At 67.3% G+C, this 18214-nt stretch carries 19 protein-coding genes; 8 read left to right on the forward strand and 11 right to left on the reverse strand.

The genetic code is table 11. From position 1 onward, the window contains the following. Positions 1–275 precede the first annotated feature (275 nt). The 3 genes from CP983_RS12010 to CP983_RS12020 form a co-directional block, all read right to left on the reverse strand. Positions 276–692, reverse strand: a complete 417-nt coding sequence (locus CP983_RS12010) for a hypothetical protein (protein WP_189749091.1) — start codon at positions 690–692, stop codon at positions 276–278. A 64-nt stretch (positions 693–756) separates the two neighbouring features. Continuing rightward, positions 757–1857, reverse strand: coding sequence for a WXG100-like domain-containing protein (locus tag CP983_RS12015; RefSeq protein ID WP_150499589.1), 1101 nt, complete (start codon positions 1855–1857; stop codon positions 757–759). A 47-nt stretch (positions 1858–1904) separates the two neighbouring features. Then, positions 1905–2231, reverse strand: coding sequence for a WXG100 family type VII secretion target (locus tag CP983_RS12020; protein ID WP_107902222.1), 327 nt, complete (start codon positions 2229–2231; stop codon positions 1905–1907). A gap of 456 nt (positions 2232–2687) precedes the next feature. On the opposite strand from CP983_RS12020, the gene CP983_RS12025 reads away from it, so the two are divergent. The 6 genes from CP983_RS12025 (at position 2688) to CP983_RS12050 (ending at position 6896) form a co-directional block, all read left to right on the forward strand. Next, positions 2688–2939, forward strand: coding sequence for a hypothetical protein (locus CP983_RS12025; RefSeq protein WP_150499590.1), 252 nt, complete (start codon positions 2688–2690; stop codon positions 2937–2939). Positions 2940–2969: 30 nt separating this feature from the next. Next, positions 2970–3578 (forward strand): hypothetical protein, encoded by a 609-nt coding sequence (locus CP983_RS12030; protein ID WP_150499591.1) that lies wholly within the window; start codon positions 2970–2972, stop codon positions 3576–3578. Between the two features lie 331 nt (positions 3579–3909). Further along, positions 3910–4230 carry a hypothetical protein gene (locus CP983_RS12035; protein WP_150499592.1) on the forward strand — a complete coding sequence of 107 codons (321 nt, stop codon included), beginning with the start codon at positions 3910–3912 and terminating at the stop codon, positions 4228–4230. Then, positions 4230–5471, forward strand: a complete 1242-nt coding sequence (locus CP983_RS12040; protein ID WP_229915062.1) for a tropomyosin — start codon at positions 4230–4232, stop codon at positions 5469–5471. The genes CP983_RS12035 and CP983_RS12040 overlap by 1 nt, the downstream gene beginning before the upstream one ends. Before the next feature lie 28 nt (positions 5472–5499). After that, positions 5500–6204, forward strand: a complete 705-nt coding sequence (locus CP983_RS12045; RefSeq protein WP_150499593.1) for a hypothetical protein — start codon at positions 5500–5502, stop codon at positions 6202–6204. A gap of 35 nt (positions 6205–6239) precedes the next feature. Beyond that, positions 6240–6896: a hypothetical protein gene (locus CP983_RS12050; RefSeq protein WP_150499594.1), complete on the forward strand. Its 657-nt coding sequence runs from the start codon at positions 6240–6242 to the stop codon at positions 6894–6896. 29 nt (positions 6897–6925) lie between these two features. Here CP983_RS12050 and CP983_RS12055 read toward each other — a convergent pair whose 3' ends face one another. The 8 genes from CP983_RS12055 to eccB all read right to left on the reverse strand — a co-directional run bounded on the left by CP983_RS12055 (position 6926) and on the right by eccB (position 15638). After that, positions 6926–7396, reverse strand: coding sequence for a hypothetical protein (locus CP983_RS12055; protein WP_150499595.1), 471 nt, complete (start codon positions 7394–7396; stop codon positions 6926–6928). 626 nt (positions 7397–8022) lie between these two features. Further along, a complete protein-coding gene (locus CP983_RS12060; protein WP_308436559.1) occupies positions 8023–9375 on the reverse strand; it encodes a S8 family serine peptidase in 1353 nt (450 codons plus the stop codon). Positions 9376–9447: 72 nt separating this feature from the next. Next, positions 9448–10989: a WXG100 family type VII secretion target gene (locus CP983_RS12065; RefSeq protein ID WP_150499596.1), complete on the reverse strand. Its 1542-nt coding sequence runs from the start codon at positions 10987–10989 to the stop codon at positions 9448–9450. A 42-nt stretch (positions 10990–11031) separates the two neighbouring features. Continuing rightward, the gene (locus CP983_RS12070; RefSeq protein ID WP_150499597.1) at positions 11032–11364 is read right to left on the reverse strand and encodes a hypothetical protein; all 333 of its coding nucleotides are present in this window, start codon (positions 11362–11364) and stop codon (positions 11032–11034) included. A gap of 82 nt (positions 11365–11446) precedes the next feature. After that, the gene (gene mycP, locus CP983_RS12075; RefSeq protein ID WP_167537690.1) at positions 11447–12823 is read right to left on the reverse strand and encodes a type VII secretion-associated serine protease mycosin; all 1377 of its coding nucleotides are present in this window, start codon (positions 12821–12823) and stop codon (positions 11447–11449) included. A gap of 231 nt (positions 12824–13054) precedes the next feature. Beyond that, a complete protein-coding gene (locus CP983_RS12080) occupies positions 13055–13339 on the reverse strand; it encodes a WXG100 family type VII secretion target (RefSeq protein ID WP_030943852.1) in 285 nt (94 codons plus the stop codon). 153 nt (positions 13340–13492) lie between these two features. Next, positions 13493–13804 carry a WXG100 family type VII secretion target gene (locus tag CP983_RS12085; RefSeq protein ID WP_030943862.1) on the reverse strand — a complete coding sequence of 104 codons (312 nt, stop codon included), beginning with the start codon at positions 13802–13804 and terminating at the stop codon, positions 13493–13495. Positions 13805–14057: 253 nt separating this feature from the next. Next, positions 14058–15638 carry a type VII secretion protein EccB gene (eccB, locus tag CP983_RS12090; RefSeq protein WP_150499598.1) on the reverse strand — a complete coding sequence of 527 codons (1581 nt, stop codon included), beginning with the start codon at positions 15636–15638 and terminating at the stop codon, positions 14058–14060. A gap of 408 nt (positions 15639–16046) precedes the next feature. Here eccB and eccE point away from each other — a divergent pair, with 408 nt between their 5' ends. Next, positions 16047–17366 (forward strand): type VII secretion protein EccE, encoded by a 1320-nt coding sequence (gene eccE, locus CP983_RS12095; protein ID WP_189749096.1) that lies wholly within the window; start codon positions 16047–16049, stop codon positions 17364–17366. Beyond that, a complete protein-coding gene (locus CP983_RS12100) occupies positions 17366–18205 on the forward strand; it encodes a hypothetical protein (RefSeq protein WP_107902239.1) in 840 nt (279 codons plus the stop codon). Before eccE ends, CP983_RS12100 begins: the two co-directional genes overlap by 1 nt. Positions 18206–18214: the final 9 nt, after the last annotated feature.

Below are 18214 nucleotides of genomic sequence, written 5' to 3' on the forward strand. Positions count from 1 at the left end.
CAAGGGGTACCTCATCGGGCGGTTCGGCATGTCTCGACCGGCGTGAACCTACCAACGCACTTGCGAACGCTCAACACACGCCCTGTGCGTCAAGCTCACGCACCGCAGCAACTCGACAACGACTATGCCGCGTTGACGTATCGAAAGCCGTTCTCCCCGCTCACTCCCTGGATACTCGCGCGATTGCGACGATTTAATAGCGTGTGGATCTTTTCAGGGAAATCACCCTGAAATGACCGGCAGTCGCGTCGGTGTGAAAATTTCGAGGAGAAACCTCAACGCCGAGCGGACCGCCCGGGGCCGCCCGCCGCCCCGCCGGCCCCTGTACGCCCGGAGCCGTGCACCGGCGCGTCCCGCTCGGCGCGCTCGCGGTCCAGGTCCGCCTCCTGCCGGGCGTCCCACTCCGCGAAACGGGCCTTGGACTGCTGCTGCTCCACATACGTCTGCTCATCCGCCGCCCGGCGGATCTCGTGCATCCGCTGGAATACGGCCTCGGTGTACCGCAGGTCCTGGAAGGCGTCCTTGATGTCGACGCCCCCGCTCAGCACGGACCGCGCCATCTCGCGCAGGTCCGGGTCGAGCGACGTCGCGTCGGCGATGGTCCGCAGCGACCGGTGCAGCCGCAGAGCCTGCTCGGAGTCCTGGGCGACGCCCGTCAGTTCCTCGTCCTGGATCTCCCGCTGCGCGGTCATGGGTTCGGTACGTCCTTCGGGTCGGCGGCGGTGGGCACGGGCGGCGGCGGTGACGGCGGCGCCATCACCCGAACTCGTTCCGGGCCCAGTCGTCCGCGACCGCACCGGCACCGGAGGGGCTGGAGGAGCCGGCGGTACGGGTGGATCCGGAGCGCCCCGCGGAGGCGGCGGCCGGAGCCCGTTCGGCGGCAGGCCTGCCGTCGGCACCGGAAGTGGTGCCCGTACCGGAGTCGGGGGTGGCGTCCGCGCCGCCGTCGGCACCATGCCCGACCACCGCATCCACACCCTGCTGCGCACGATCCGAGACCGCCCCCGTGGCGGTCTCCTTCGCATGGTCGAGGTAGGTGTTCGGATCCGCGTACCCGGCGAGCGTCGACCCCTCGCCCCCGGTGACCTCGTTCTTGAGGTCGCCCAGATAGTCACCGGCCGCGTCCTTGGCGACGTCCGCGGTCTCGCCCAGGTCGATGCCGGACCGGGCGTCGAAGTACGCCTCGATGCTCTGCCGGCCGACGTTCTGGGCCATGCCGACGGCGGCCTCGCGGGCCTTGTCCTTGGCGGCGTCGACGACCTTCTCCTGGACGAACTGCTTGACCTGCTCCTTGACCACCTTCTTGGCGATCTTCTTCAGGGCGTCCATGGTGGCGTGCTCCATGGCCTTGGTGACCGCCTCCATGACCTCCTTCTTGAGCCGGTCCAGCAGTTCCCGGACGATCAGCCGAGTGGCCTGGGTCGCGCCCAGCGCACCGACCTCGGACAGCCCGAAGGTGAAGGGGGCAGCGGCCTGCGCCGCGATGATCTCGATGGCCAGGGCGATGAGTTGCGCGATCACGGCCAGCTTGGCCGTGAGCACCGCCACCGCGGCCGAGTCGAAGGCGAAGGCGATCACTTCGCACGCGGTCTTGGCGTCCGGGAGGTAACTGTCCTCGCCGTTCGCGCCGGTGTAGGCACCCCAGTCCTTGCTGAAGCCCTCCATGGCCGTTCCGAAGTTGCTCGCGACGACGGTCCGGGCGAGACCCTCGCCCTGCGCCTCGATCTTCTCCAGTTCCGCGCCGAAGGCACGCCAGGTCTCGGCGACCTGATGCAGTGCTTCCTCGTCGGCCTCGGGCCAGCTGTAACCGAGCAGATCGAGCACCCAGACAAGCTCGCCGGGCAGAGTGAGCGACATACCAATATCCCCGTTTGACCCCGATAACCCAATAGACGTGAACGCTCTTACAGTTGGCCGGCGATCCCGCCCAGAAGGCCACTGTTCGACACATCAGAGGTGTCGTAGTTGCGGGCGTTGTCCTGGAGGTTGTGCCCGATCTGCTGAAGCCGTTCGGCGAGGCTGTCCATCGACGTGAAGAGCCCGTCACGAATGGGCGTGTAGATCTCGCCGAAAATCTCTCCGAAATCAGCGTCCGCCCACGGCTCCCCGATCCCTTCGAGATCGCTCTGCAGCCGCTTGGAGGAGCGGGCGAAATCACCCCCGAGATCGGCGAACTTCTGCCCCTGCCGCCGGAGTACGTCCGTGTCCACGCCAAAGAAGTCGTACGTCATCACTCTCCCCCGAAGTCCCTTTGCAGCACGTCATATTGCATGACAGGCCGATAGCTTAGACTCCTCGCGCACGACCCCGAAAGTCGATCGGTAAAGAGATCGTCAAGTTATCCAAGGGACCCCCAAGTGGCGACAGCACAACCGCGTTACAGCAGCTCAGAGAGCCTGTGGATGGGGAGACTCATCGGATTGGGACTGCTGTTGACGGCTGCCCTCGTCGCCACGGTGACCATTCCGGAACTGCGCAGTGAACTCGCAGGCGACGGCACCGAAGGAACCCTCACGGTTTCTTCATGCGAAGTACACACGAAGACCCATTACGGCACGCATCGGCGTTCTACAGAACTCCAGTTCAGTTGCACAGGAAACTGGACCGCACAACACGGTGAGTCCTCTTACCGAAATATCGAAGTGGACACTTCATCGCGTTTCGAGACCGGGTCGAAAATCCCCGTGGTGCAGGTGGACGATTCGTTCGAGCAGCCCCAGGACCGCGCTCCCGGAGACGACGCCGCGATCCTCGCGCTCTGCCTCGCCATGCTGGCCGCCGGCATCCACTGCCTCCTCACCGGCTTCGGCTCCCGCAACGGCCCCGCCTTCACGACGTCCTGGCAGCGCCTGCCGACCCCGACCGTCACGGGCCCCCTGGTGGGCGGCCTCTTCACCCTGGGCGTCCTGGCAGCACTGGTCTGCGCCTTCGCCCTGTGACACCCGCAACCGCCCTCTGAGGAGCCCCCCATGACGCAAGTACACGGAAACCTGCCGCCCACCGCCACCCCCGGCGACCGCACGGGCCTCGGCCGCCTGATCGGCGCCGGCCTGATCCTCGTGAGCCTCGTCCTCCTGGCCCTGGGCGCCTACCTCGGCCCGTACACCTACTCCTCGTCCTCACAGGGCAAGCTCACGGTCGAGACCTGCACCGTCGACTACAAGTACCGCTCCAGCACGTCGAGCAGCTCACGCAAGAAGACGAAGACCAAGTGGTGCTACGGCACCTTCACCTCGACCGACGGCTCCACCAAGGACATCAACGCCGAACTCAAGAGCGACGCCCTGCACCAGCGCGGCGACGTCATCGAGGCCCTCAAGACCGGCGACACCTCCTACCAGCAGGACCACGGCTGGACCGGCGCCATCGCGGTCGGCTGCGTCTGGTGGTTCGCCGCCCTGATCCCCCTGGCCCTGGGCCTCCTCAGCACCACCACAGGCTTCGCCTTCGGCGGCACGACCGACTTCCGCAACGCTCGGCAGACCGCGGGCCAGGGCCTGATCAACACGGTCTACACCTTGATCGCGGCAGGCGTGGCCGGCTTCGCCATCAGTCTGCTGGTGATGTTCTTCGTGTAGCGGAGCCCGGGGTGGCACGGCGGGCGCGCGGCCGCTGCCAGTTCCATGGGACTTCGGTGCAGGAACTGTGCCCGGAGGGTGGACAGTCTCGTTCACGAGAAGCCGAGTCGGTGCTCGCCGACGGCAGTTGCCGTCGGCTCGTGGCGCTGCTCAGCGCGGGTCATGCCGCATGCGAGCACCCATCCCACGGTGACTCTGCGGAGGGCCAAGCGGCGGCAAAGGCTCGGTCATGACGCCTGATCAGTCCATGTATGGTGCTTCGGAGGCCTGGGTGATCATCTGATTCACCCGGGCCCGTTGTGTCCAGAGCCGAGCGGGGAGAGACCGGCCCATGGGGGACCACTTCAAGACGGACATCGGGCAGCTCGAGCAGTTCCTGTCGAGTCTGGAGAGATGCGTCGACGAGCTGAACGAAGCTCGGTCCGCCCTCGACCACGTGCGTGCCGACCAGATCGGCACCCCCCGGCTCGACGAGGCCTGTGACAGGTTCCAGGACGAGTGGAAGTACGGGTCCGACAAGACCAAGGAATTGGTCAGCGAGGTCAAAGAGGGCGTGAAGGCCAACAAGAAGGGCTACGAAGAGGTCGAGGAGGCCTTGGAGAAGGTGCTCAAGCAGATCGCGGACAAGAGCACCACTGGGGGCGGCAAGTAGTGGCCGCGAACCCGTACCCGAACATCGGCTGGAACCCCGTACCGGGCATCCCCGCCGAGGTCACCAAGCTCCAGCAGCGAGTGGCCGCGGCCGCGACAGCGCTTGAGAACACACACCGTCAGCTGACGAAACTCACCGGCGAGAGCAGCTACTGGGAGGGCGACGCGGCCGACGAGTTCCGCAAGTCCATCGACGGCGACCTGACGACGTACATCAAGAAGGCCGCCTCGGCGCTGCGCTCCGCCTCGACCCAACTGCACAAGTGGGACGGCCAGTTGGCCTCGAACCAAGGACTGGCGAAGAAGTACGACGACGAGGCGGCCGACAAGAAGGCCGCGGCCGACAAGGCCAAGCACGCTTACGACCAGGCAGCCCGGCACCCGGACCTCAAGCTCGCCAACCAGACCTTCCCCTCGCAGGAGGAGGCCGACGACGCGACCGCGCGGCTGCGCTCCGCCGAGCGGGAGCTGAACGAGGCGAGCACGGCCGTGACCAAGGCCAACAGCGAGTACGAGTCCCTCAACCGCAGGGTCAAGGAGCTCGAGTCCGAGCACTCCCACGAGGCCGAGATCATCGCCAAGGCGCTGGAAGGGACCGCTGAGAAGGCTCCGGACAAGGGCTTCTGGGAGAGCGTCGGCGACGTCCTCGAGTCGGTCGGCAAGTTCCTGGCGGAGCACGCGGGCACCATCGGTGCCATCGCCGGTCTGCTCGCCCTCTTCCCCGCCCTGGCTCCGATCATGGGACCCATCGCGCTCATCGCCAGCGCGGTGTCCATGGGCAAGAACCTCTCCGACGACGAGTTCCGCAAGAACCTGATGTTCCAGGGCAGCGGTATGGACATCTTCTCCGCCTATGCGTCCATGGCCGGTGACCTGGTCGGCATGGTTCCGGGTGGGAAGGCACTGGGCGCCGCGGCCAAGGAAGGCTTCGAGAGCGCGGCCGACGGCGCCAACCTCGCCACCAAGACCTGGGGTGGCGTGAAGGGCGGATTCCTCGGAGTCGGCCGCTCTGCGGCGGATGACGCCAATGACGCCTGGCGGGCGGCCGGTGACAGCGCCATGGGTTCGCTGAAGCTGATGGGCGACATCAAGGTCAACATGGTGAACGTCGCCGCCAATGGCATCTCCTCCGCTGAGAGCTTCGGCCTCATCGGCGACGACGGCTCCGAACACAACACCGCCGAGGGCACGAAGGCCGCCGCGACGGCACACTCCATCGCCGGGTTGATCGGCCTCGTATGACCCGCCACGGCGAGAGTGAAGGCACAGCATGACCGTGAGCACCACCACACCACGGAACACCCGCAGGCCGTCGTTCTGGTACGGGCTGCCCGTCGGCTACATCTCCATGGACCTCAATCCGCCGGCCGAGCAGCTCCTGGAGGTCATCAACCAACTCCGTGGATTGCCGGACGGACAACGGGAGGAGGCGGACCGGGCCCTGCGCCTGTACGCGGGCATCGTCAACCAGCTGAACACCAACCGGGTACAGGCGTGCGCGCTCGGGATGCATCCCGATGATGCCGGCGGCTACACGACGTCGGTGTTCACCGTGTCGACGCTACCGACGTCCGGCAGCCCGAAGCTCGTGGTGGCCGGCCTTGCGGGCAGCGCCTCGGACGGCAGGGGCGAGGGAACCCGACCACTGGAACTGCCGAGCGGCCTCGGCTACCTCTCCGAGAAGCGGCTGCCCGCCCCACGGTCGTCGCGACGGCCCGAGCTGAATGACACTCTTCCGAGTCACATCTGGCAGGGCATCGTCGCGGTGGCCGCACCGAGCACGCCCGAACTCATCGTGCTCCAGATGGTGACCCCGGACCTCGACGCCGCCGACGACTACCGGAACATACTGCTGGGGATCTCCCGCACCCTCACCTTCACAGATCCCGAACGAGCCACGGCGGACGGCAGTTCCGCCCAGGGATCAGAGGCGCCGACCGGTGCCGCCGCTGTCATGCGGAACGACTTCGGATAGCACCAGCCAGGCTGGGACGGACTTCAGGAGAGCCAGTGCCGGACAACATGCAAGGCACCCACGTACCGGGAACTTTGGACGCCGCCGCGCTGCGCGGAAAGCTGACCACCCGGATGTGGTGGGCCGGTATCCGCAACACCTTGATCTACGCCCTCATGGCCTTCGCGGTCCCTCCGCTCGGCGCGGCGGCGAACCGCGCCGGCATGTCCTGGATCTTCATCATCGGCGGGCCGATGATCCTCATCGGCATCTTCGGTCTCCTCGCCACGCTCAAGACGATCCCGCTCGCGGTGCTCCTCACCCGCACCTGCCGCAGGACGCTGACGCAATACTCCTTCGACACCTTCCGTCCGCAGATCACCAAGGTGGACGGCGCCGAAGCGACCAAGGTCCGCCCGAAGAGCATGACGCTCACACTGCACACCGATCAGGGTGAGGAGTCGCCGGTGATGCGAATGAACCCGGTGCCGCGGCGGGGCCCTTGGCGGAACCCCTGGCCCGAAGGCATCGAGAACGGCGTGTACATCGCGGGCGATCTGCCTTTTGGCGCGGTCGGCTACGTGCCGAGCAGCGGGACGTTCTTCCTCATGCAACCCGACGACTGGGACGCGACGGAGCACGCCCGCAAGCAGGCAGGCCCGGACCGCGTCGCCCGGGCCCAGGCCGCCGACCTGGCACGGAGGATCCTCTAGCGGTACGTGTCCGAGGGCGACCTCAGGACCTAGTGATCACCAGAGCGATGCGTCACTGAAAGCAGGTCACCGAGCCCCGGCAGCGTCAGGACCCCGCGCCCCTTGCTGCTTGCGGTCCGGGCGTTGAACGTGTCACCCGCGTACCAGGCGCCGTACTCCATGGTCTCGGGCCAACGGCGATAGGTCCTGACGGGATTCCACACGGACATGAGGCCGGTCAGCCTCTCATTCTCCGCGTATTGCAGCTGCACGGCGGGGGTGTACGTCGTGCCGGACCGGTGCGCCTGCGGAATCAAGCGCCAAGGGTGCGCCTCCAGGACGCGCCGCATGCGCTTGACGCAGCCCACCGATTTGGTGGAGATGTAGAGAACGGCCGGATAGGAAAGAACCCAGGCGATCAGGGCGATGCCGCCGATCTTGTTGACCGTTTCACCGAAGTCCGGACTCATGAGAGAGGCGACGGCGATAAACGACGGCAGGCACAGGACCCACCAGACCACCCGCCGCCTCTTCAACTTGCGGTTCGTACGCTCCCAGGCAGCCCGAGTCTCAGGGTGATCAAAGGCGCGCCTGTAGGCGGGTGCCGGAAGGCGGAAATCGCCTTGCACGCGCACACTCATTCCTACTGACCCTGATGCGGCGGCTGCTGGGTGTAGGGGTTCGGAGGCGGCGGGGACTGCGCAGGGTGATTGGGGTAGCCGTGGTTGGCGCTCGGCGGGTACGGCGGTTGGGCATTCGGGTAGCCCGGCTGCTGGGGCGGGTAGCTCATGTTCTGGGGGTGTGGGTGCATTCCGACCCCAGGATTGAGCGGGCCAGTGCCTGTGTTGCTCCGCTTGCGCAGTACAGCGACGACGACGATGGCACCGATCACAGCGCCCAAGCCGACTACACCAACCACGAGCACAATCGCACCCATTGAAATGGGCTCCCCTCGTTCTAATTACCTAGATCGCTAACTAACCTGTGTCCGCACTCAGTCAGTACGGATACGCCGTTCGGCGTTTGAGGCGACGGGAGCTCGTCGTCTCCGGCCCATCATGAAGCAGGCGCATCCGTGAGTTGATCCGGATGCGCCTTCAGCTGCCTCATGGACGGAGATGAATTCGGCTCCTCCCGACCTACTGACCTACTGGCCTTGATTCGGAGGCTGTTGGGCGTAGGGGTTGGGGTGCTGCGGAGCCTGACCCGGGGGCGTGGGGTAGCCCTGGTTGGGGTACTGCTGGTATCCCGTGGGGGGCTGGGGCGGGTAGCCGGTTCCCTGGGATGGGGTTCCGCCGCCGGAGCCGGGGCCGCCGTTGCCGCCGTTGCGGCGACTGCGGAGCACCACGAAGAGGATGCCGCCGACTACGAGCACTGCGGCTGCGATGCCGGCGATCAGCAGGATGCCGCCCGAAGAGGACTTCTTCTTTTTCTTGGCCTGGCTGGTGCTGTCGTTGTCGTCGGAGCCAGCGGCGGAATTCGTGGACGTGGACGAGGAGCCCTTGGCCAAGGGGTTTTCCTTGGGACCCGCGGGGATGTTCATCGTCAGTGCCGTGCCGGGGCGGGCAATTCCGTAGCCCAGCTCCTTGTCGGGGGCGGTCTTCCCCTCGTGCTGAAGGAAAGAAGCCGACTTGATGAGACGGTTGATAATCTGCCCGGCGGTCAGGTCGGGGTACTTGGAGCGGAGGAGCGCGACAATGGCAGAGACATATGCGGAAGAACCAGACGTGCCGTCGGCCTGCGCATAACCGCTGCTACTCGTCGGGTCGGCCTGAACCGTTTCGACCCCGGGAGCTGCAACAGTGACATTCCCTGTGTTCGATTTAGACCAGAAATCAAGGGCTTTGTCCACCGCAGTAACGGCAACCACTCCTGGTAGCGCAGCCGGGTAGCTCACGTTACCGGCATCGTTACCCGTCGCTGCTACAACCACGGCATCGTGCTGCTGCGCGTAGGCAATAGCCTTGGCTGCTTTGGAACCAGGGTATGCACTGGTGTCGCCGAGGGACAGGTTGATGACCGAAGCACCTTGGTCAACCGCGTAGCGGACACCCGCAGCCAAGCCTGCTGTATCAAGCTTGTCCTCGGTCGTGTCTACCCGCACGGGAAGAATCTTTGCCTTCGGTGCGAGACCCATTACGCCAGCGGATCCGTTAGCCCCATGCCCATGGCCTGCAATGAGGCTAGCCAATCCAGTGCCGTGCCCATCGTTGTCCTCTGTGGGCTCTCCTGCTTCGGTGTAGTCCTTGCCTTGCAGGACTTGCCCGGTCAGATCAGGGTGACTGGCGTCTACGCCCGAATCGATAACCGCAACGGTTACCCCGGCTCCCTGAGCGGTCTTCCATACTTTTGCCGCGTCATACACCGTCAGCGGCCACTGAGCGTCTCGAACTTGATCCGCCCACGCAGTTGGGGTTGAAGTGAGGAGCAAGGCTCCCGCCAAAGCCACGACTCCTGTCGCAGACGAGGCTCGTTTGAAACCCAATTCCTTGCTCCTCACTCAGCTACGGCTGGGCCCACCAGCCTTCATATTTGGGCAGACGATTTCACTCGTCTCGCCCGGTTCAGGTGCTTACTCGATGGTCCGCGGGACGTTGCGGTTGCGGTCCTCTTCTGAGATCCAGGTCTCTTCATCCTCGACCAGGTAGTCGGGACGGTCGCCCCTGCTGTTCTCGTCCTCAGACCGGCGGCCGTTGCGACCACCCATACCACCAGCTCCGCCCGCCATTGCACCACGCTGCGATCCTCCACGACTTCCGTGGAGACCAGCACCACCACCAGCGCCTTTACCAGCCACGCCCTTGGCCGCGCCGACCACACCGCCGCGGGACCGAGCCAGGGCTCCACGGCCACCGGCACCGGCACCGCCTCGACCAGCGGCGCCAGCTCCGGCGCCGCCACCCATGCCACCCATACCGGCCCGGCCTCCGGCACCACGGCCGGCTGCCCCGCCTCCAGCGACACCGCCACGACCGCCCGCAGCTCCGATACCACCACGTGCGGCGGCCCCACCCGCAAGACCAGACGCCCCGCCAGCAGCGACAATGCCTGGTCCTTGAGCGCCCCCGGTGCCGATTCCGCCACCGCCACCGCTGATGCCTCCGCCTGTACCGGGTGTTGGACCGGTACCACTCAGGCCGGGCGAAATGCTGTCGATCTTCGTCTTAGCCGTCGGCAGCTGCGCGCCTCCGGTAATGCCCGGGTCACGGGGTACGCCAGGGGTCGGCTTGATGCTGGTTGTCGGGCCTGCGCTCCACGGCTTGGCAGCGCCGCTTCCCATGCCCGGACTCTTACTCCCAGAAGACGGCATGGAAATTGGCGTCGGCATTGGCGTTTCAGGGCTGGGAGGCGCAAACGTGTCCCGTTTGTCGTCGTACCCGCCGCTGCCCTTCGCGTACGCCTTGTAATTGACCGCCAACTGCTCCATGATCGCCACCCCCTGCAGCTGCGCTTCCTTGCCCGCAGACAGAGAGTCGGCATTTGCCTGGCGTGCGGCGTCAGTGCTTACGCCCTTGTTGATGTCGTCCAGCAGCTGCTGGTCGCTGCGCTCGTCGTCCCACATCTTGTCCCAGGCCTTGTCCCAGAACCCGGGCTCCTCGACCTCGCGCATCTTGGACATCGAGTTGCGCAGATCGTTCTGCACGCCGTGCATGGACTCACCGTAGTGGTTGGCCCAAGCAGCGCCGTTGCGGACGTTCTGCATGATCTCGTTGGCCTTCTTGCGGAAGGCCTCCGCCGCGTCGCCCTCCCAGTGCTCGAGGACATTCTCCACGGCGCTCTGCATCATGCCCGCGACACTGTCCTTCGCGGACACCGAGTCGACGCCACCGCTCTTTCCGTCGCCGTCGCCGCCGGACAGGATGTTGTGGATCGACTTCCAGTGCTGGCTGACCTCGTAGATCCGGTTGGGATCCGCGTCCAGGATCATGGCGCGCAGGTCAGGAATGCTCATCTTCATGAAGGGCGTGTCGAGCTTGCTGCGGTCCGGACCGCCCATACCGCCGTTGGGAAGCGACTCGAGCTTCCCGTCGTGCTTGTCCTCGATCCGCTGCTGTCGTGCCTTCTCCTGAGCCTCGTAGTACTCAGGGCTCTGGTAGTAACCGCCGTAGGCCATGGTTGAAACGTCCCCTCTGTCAGTGACCAGTCGCTGAACGGCTTAGTTGGCTGCGCCCGGAGCAGCACTCACACCTTGCGCATTCGCCTGCTCCTGGTTGCTGTACTTGTCCCTGACCTTCGAGGTGCTCTTGCCGAAATCATCGATCAGCTGGTGCAGATCCTTGATGATCTTTTCGATTCTCGTCTTCTGGTCCTGGTGTGCGCTGTGAAGCTCGTTGGACTCCAGGAACTTCAAGCTGCCGAAGGCCGTGCTCGGGATGTCCGTCTCGTACTTGGCCTTCGTGTTGGCCTTGTCCATGTCCGACAGAAGGCCGTTGAGCTTGCGGATGACGTCATCCAGCTGGCTCAGATCAACCCGCATTCCGTTACTCATACCCCGTTGTCCTCTCCCCTGTTTCTCAAGTTGTCCGCACCCACTCGGTGCCCGCGCCACGCCATCGTCGCTGTCGTCGCCGTCATCGCCCAGGCCCCTGACCGGCCCGCCCGGCCCGACCGGATGCGCCGGATCGGCCCGACGTTGCGACGCGTCGGCTACGCCAGTCCCGCACAGCCACCCCGCTCCCCGCAACCACAAGGGCGAGCGCAAGTCCCGTTCCCAGGACGTAGATTGCGACCCGGCGTTCCCGTTCCGCCTCGGTCTCACCCATGGTGACAGCCATGGGGACGACGCCGCCCGAGCCGGCCTCGACCGGCGGGTCCGGCTTCGGGGACTCGGCGGGCGTGGAGCCGTCGGACAGGGCCGCGACCGGGTCGACGACGCCCCAGCCGATGTAGCGGTTGGGGCCACGCCCCGGCCGCTGGGCCGTTTCCTGGATGCGCGTGGCGATCTGGGCCGCGCTCCAGTCCGGGTACTTCTCCTTCAGCAGTGCCGCGACGCCCGCGACGTACGGCGCCGCGAAGCTCGTGCCGTCGGCGCTGCACTGGCCGTCCAAGGGAACCGTCGAGACCATGCCGACGCCCGGTGCCGCGACGTCGACGAAGTCGCCGGCCTGTGAGAAGAAGGCGCGTTCGTCGTTGCGGTCGGAGGCGGCCACGGCCAGGACGCCCGGGTACGAGGCCGGGTACGTGTCCGCGGACTTGCCGTCGGCCCCGTCGTTGCCGGCGGCCGCGATGATGAGGGCGCCCGAGGCCACGGCGGCCGCGACGGCGTCCCGCAGGGGACCGTTGTCCTTGCGGTTCGCGGTGTCCGAGGAGATGTTGATGATCTTCGCACCCGCGGCCACCGCGGCCTTGATCGCGGAGGTCATCGTCCCCGAGTTGCCCTGCTTCTCCTTGCCGCCCGTGTAGCGGTAGGAGAGGACCGTGGCCTCCGGCGCGATGCCCACGAAGCCCGTGCCCTTGAGCGGGCGCGCGGCGATGATGCCCGCGACCCTCGTGCCGTGGCCTTCGATGTCCTTGTCGGCCGCGCCGTCGACGAAGGTCTTGCCGCCCGCCACCGCGCTGCGCAGCTGCTGGTTGGAGGCGTCGACGCCGGTGTCGATGACGGCGACCTTGACGCCCTTGCCCTTCGCCTGTGCCCACAGCTGGTCCAGGAGGATCCGCTGGAGCGACCACGGCGTGGACTTGATGACGTCGCCGCCGAAGACGCACTCCGTGCTGTCGGCCAGGCCGAAGTCCGGGCTCTCGTCGGAGCCGGGTGCGCCCGTGTCGGTCGGGCGGGAGGCCGCGGGCGTCGCGGACACCGGCGGTGCCGACGCCAGGCAGACACCGGTCACCGCGAGCACGCCGAGAACCCGCTGGAGTGCGCGGGTTCCACTGTTGCGGCCGATGCGGCTACGCGAACGGGCTGTCCGGTCCTTCACGTTCAGGCCCTTCACGTCCAGGCCCTTCATGCTCAGGCCCCCCGGGTTTGCTTGCTTCCTTCGAAGCTCGGTCATGTAGGTGTCACACGTGTGGCTGCGAGTGTGAATGTTTGCGGGATTTGCTGTGTGCACTCCCGCAGGAGGAATGCACGGCCCCGCAGGAGGTGTGGGCGGCCCCGAAGCAGAGGTCGGCCCAGCGGTCGCCTTGGCGTCCGCTGGGCCGATTCCCTTCATCTCATGTCCCTCGGGTCGCCGACGGGCTCAGCCCCAGGTCGAGGCGTTGCTCTTCTCCGTGGCCTGGTAGTTCTCGGCGGCGTTCTGGAGCGCCGTGGAGATCTTCAGGAGGGTGGCGTGCAGGTCGGCAGCGGTCTGGTCCCACTCACGCTGCTTGCGCTGGTAGCCCTCCTGCGCCTCACCCTCCCAGGAGTTGGCGACGCGCTTGACGGCGGCCTCGAGGTCGTCGAGCTGCTGCTTGATACGGCCGGCGGTCGACTTCACGTCCGTGGACGCGTTGGTGATCGTTGCGTAATTGACGAGGATCGACATCGTCGTTCCCTTTCAGGAAGAGTCGTGGGAAGTCAGTGGATTCAGTCGGGATCGACTGGATCAGACAGAATCGGGCGGAACCGCTTGACTCCGGTCAGGCCCGGAGAGTTCCGGTCAGGCCCGGAGGGTTCCGCTGGATTCCGGTCGGCTCGATCAGCCGAAGTCCGACATGATCTTGCTGATCTCGGAGTTCTGCTGCTCTTCCGACGCGGAGTAGTTGCTCCGCGTGGAGTCCACGGCTTCCTTGATGTCGTTGAGGATGTCGCTCATCCGCTTCGCGTCGGCGTTCCAACGGTCCTGCAGCTGGCGGTACGACTGGGCCGCCTGGCCCTTCCAGCCGCCGGCGATCTGGTCGATCACTCCGTTGAGGCGGCGGATCTCGCCCTGCAGCGACCCGTTCACGGTGCTGATGTCACCGGAGAGCTTGGTGAGTTCGTCCTCTGTTACCCGGAACTGGCCGGCCATGTTGAACCTTCCCCCATGTCGTCGTTGTCCGGGAAACCTGGTTCCGGTGCCCGGAGGTACTTCGCACGCTTGAGCGCTGCAAACACTCTATCGTCAGCCTGTCACTCAACCACAGGCAAGGCCAATCAGTTACACGGCTCACACACTTGGGCGACGATCCTGTGACCCGTGCATCGTCTTACTTTCAAGTGCCTTTGCCCACCGGCCCGTTGGCCGTCGAGGCGATGACCGGAGGGCCGGTGGGCGGCGCGTGTCACTGGCTCTGCGGCTGCGTCGCGCTCGTGGTGTCCAGCGTCGGGCCCTTCGGGATGAAGGTGGCCCAGGTCTGCGGCACGATCGACGGGCTGGACAGGTCCTCGTAGCCCAGCCGCGTGCGCGCCTTGTCGGTCTCGCTCGGCCCGTTCTGCGACGAGCCGCCGTCGGACGAGTCCGAGGACGAGCCGGAGTCGCCGTTCTCCGCCTCGCTGTCGTTGGTCGAGGGCAGGGAGTACCGCAGGCCCGTGTCCGTCAGCAGGTACTGCGCGCCGCCGCCCGCGGCCGTACCGGCGACCTCCTGGAAGAGGAGGCCTGAGCCGGAGGACACGTAGGCGCTCAGCGAATCGCTGATGACCTTCTTGGGGTAGTTCGTCCCGGCCCACGCGGCCAGTTGCGGCTTCTTGTCCGTGCCGAACTCGCCCGTGTAGACGCTGCACGAGGCGAGGCGGGCGTCACCGGAGGCCGTGGCCTGGGAGTTGGCCTGCTTCGGGACGACCTGGGGCCAGCCGTTGTCCTTGTAGAAGCTCTCCGCCGGGCCGCCGTTGGCCTTGATGATGTCCGGGGTACTGGCCTTGACGGGGGCGGACCCGTCATGGGCGACCAGCAGGGCGGCGACGAACGGCGTGATGGAGGCGACCTCGTCCTTGAGGACGACGTAGAACTCGTCGGTCTGCGCGTCGCGGGCGCGCAGCACCTGGCCGACCGTGCTCACGCCGGAGAGTCCCTGGACCGAGGTCGCGGCGCCGGCGGACGGGACCGTCGGGAAGTCGATGTCCTCACCCTCGTTGAGGGTGCTCAGCCACTCCTGGCTCACCGGCTGCGACTTGGCCGTGGTGCTGCTTCCGATGACGGCGGAACGCAGCTGCTCCATGGCGACTTCGCCCAGGCCCGACTCGCCGCCCATCCGGAACCGGTTGCCCTTGCCGTCGACCAGGTACTCACGCGAGGTCTTGGTGTCCTTGACGTACAGGGCCTCGAGCGGGTCGACCTTCCCCGAGTTCCCCAGCGACTTGGCGTCGTCGGAGTCGAAGACGAAGACCGCGCGATCGATGGCCCCCTCCGAACCCGGCGCCGGACGCTCGCACACCGCCCAGGTCTTGGCCTTCTCCGCGTCCTCCTTGGAGGGCAGCCGGTCGGGGGCGTACGGGATGCCGATCGTCGCGCCGTGCCGGATGCCGCTCTTGTCGATCTCCTTGCCGGGGACCTCGAGGACGGTGCCCTTGCCCTTGTCGAGCAGGAGCTTGGCGGAGGCGTAGTTGAGGACGGGGTGGAGGACCTTCTCCACCTTGCCGTCCTTCGGGTTCGGGTCGAGGACGACGTAGCGCGTCGTGGAGTCGCTGTCCACGATGATGTACTCGCCCGGAGTGTCCCAACCCTTGGGCGCGGTGGGCTTGATGACGCCCCATGCGATGAAGCCGATCACCAGCACCACACCCACCGCGAGGCTGGGCATCACCGTACGGACCGGACGCGGCGCGCCCTCCTCCGAGCCACCGGGCGACGGCGCGAGGAACGCCGCGACGGTGCGCTTGCGCGCGAAGGTGTAGGCGGCGAGCTCATCCCGACGCTGCTTTGCCATGGTCCCCGTTTCTCCCGTTTGTGATGCTCGATCGCGATGCGGTACTCCGCGGCAGTTCGCGGCACTCGATCGCGTTTGTGATGACCCGACCGTGCTCATGCGGTCGCGCGCGTCGCGCAGGCACCTACTATGCCCTGCGCCGCGCGAGCGGGATTCATCAGGTGCGCGGCCGTCCCCGCATCTTCACAGAGCTTCACCACAGCGCTCCACCAGGCGAACCCGGTCCATGACAGGCTGGACCACCTGGGGTTTCGGTGTCCCCTGTGTCGCCTCGCGTTCCGCAACGGGTACCGTGAGCCACTCGCATGGATGTTGTGGGCCATCGGTGCCCCTGGCCCGTCGCCGGGATCCCGGACAGAGGATCTCGCCTACGTACGGCCATACTTCGCGAAAGGGATGTCCCGGGGGATGACCAGCGCTACGAGCACTCGGCGCGGACGCCGCGCACAGCAGCAACAGGGAGGGCCGAACGGCAGACGTACGTCGCCTGCTCCCGCCGCCCCCGCCGCCGCGTCGCCGCGCACCCTGCCCCGCCCGGGCGGTCTCGGCCCGGTGCGGCTGCAGCAGCTGATCCTGGTGGAGCTCGCGGCCGCGGTCATGCTGGTCGCCTGGGCCGCCGACGCCTCCTGGCTGCTGGCTCCGGCCGGTGCCGTGGCGGCGCTGCTGCTCCTGATGGCGGTTCTGCGCCGCGGCCGCCGTCCGCTGCCCGAGTGGTACGACACGACGCGCGCGCTGCGACAGCGCAAGCGTGACGCCAAGCTGCCCGTCCCGCCCGGCACCGACGCGATGCTGGCGCCGGTCGTGGAGTGCGACCCCGCGCTGCGGACGTACTCCTTCGTCTCCCGTGACGACCGCTCCGTCGGCATGATCGGCGACGGCACCTTCCTGACCGCCGTCCTCTTCGTCCAGCCGGCCGATCAGCCGCTGCGCCCCGGGGCCGCCGGGCGTCAGCTGCCGCTGCGGCTGATCCAGGACGCGCTGGAGGTCGACGGGATCCGCCTCGCCTCCGCGCAGGTCGTGCAGCACACGCAGCCCGCGCCCGCACCGCACCTGCCGCAGCAGTCGCTCGCCGCGCGTTCGTACGGCCCCCTCCAGACGCAGGCCGGTTCGCCCGCGCTGCGGCTCACCTGGGTCGCCCTCAAGCTCGACCCGGAGCTGTCCCCGGAGGCCGTGCAGGCCCGCGGCGACGGCGTTCCCGGCGCGCAGCGCGCACTGCTGCGCGTGGCCGACCAGTTGGCGAGCCGGCTGGCCGGTGCCGGGTTCAAGGCGACGCTCCTGGACGAGACCGAGCTCGTGCAGGCCCTCGCGACCTCCAGCTGCCTGAACCCGCGCGCCAACGCGCAGCACGGGCAGGACGGCCGGACCCAGCGCCGTACGGTCGAGGCGGTGCGCACCTGGCGGGTCGACGACCGGTGGCACACCACGTACTGGGTGTCCCGCTGGCCGCAGTTGGGCAGCGGCGGTGCGTCGCTGCCGGAGCTGGTGACGCGGTTCACCTCGCTGCCGGTGCTCGCCACGACGTTCAGCATGACCCTGAGCAAGGCCGGCAACCGCGGTGTCTCACTCACCGGCCACATCCGCGTCACCGCCCGCGGCGACAGCGAACTCGGCGAGGTGGGACGGGAGTTGGAGCGGGCCGCGAGCGCATCGAAGGTCGGCCTGGTCCGTCTCGACCGGGAGCAGGTCCCCGGAGCACTCGCCACTCTGCCGCTCGGAGGTACGTACTGATGTCCCACCCCGCACCGACCGCGCCGGGACAGCAGGGCCGTAACCCCGCACGCCCGCCGGCCCACGTGGCCTCGCCCACCGACACCGGCATGATCCCGATCATCCGGCAGCCGGAGCCGCCGCAGCAGCAACGCCGCATCTTCAGCCCCGGTTTCGGGCTGCGCGGTCCCCGCCGCAACCGCCATGTCGTCACCGCCGACGAACTCGCGGCGATCAGCATGCCGCTCGGAGACGACGGCGTGATCATCGGCACCGACCCCGAGTCGCACCCGGCCGTGCTCGGGCTGTCCCGCCCGACCCCTTTCGACGTCGTGCTCGTGGGCGGCCTGTGGCTCGCCCAGGTGCTGGCGCTGCGCGCCGCCGCGACGGGCGCGCGCGTGGGTGTCGAGACCGGTCGTCCGCAGGCCTGGCAGCAGTTGGCCCAGGCGGCGGGTGGCGGTCAGCAGTGTGTGACGGTCTACCCGGTGGGCCGGGTGCCCGCGCAGGGTCCGTCCGTGTCGAGTCCGGTCGTGCTGTTCCGGGACTGCGGCATCCGTCCGCCGCGCGGTCGTGTGACGTCCGTGCCGTGGCAGGCCGTCGTGACGGTGCTCCCCTTCGTCAGCGAGCACGCGCCCCGCTGGCTCTCGCAGGCCCATCTCGTGGGTATTCAGCGCATTTCGCCCTACGAGACCGAGGCCGTACGGGACACGCTGGGCATCCCCGAGGACCAGCTCCAGCACCTGCCGACCCTGCACGACGGGGTGGCGCTGTGGTGCACCCGCAAGCACCAGAAGTTCGTGATGACCGAGCCCACCGATGCCGAGACGGGCCTGCTCGGTGTGGCCCGCCGCATGGACTGACCGTCGTCG

It is taken from the genome of Streptomyces chartreusis (genome assembly GCF_008704715.1).
Lineage (GTDB): Bacteria > Actinomycetota > Actinomycetes > Streptomycetales > Streptomycetaceae > Streptomyces > Streptomyces chartreusis.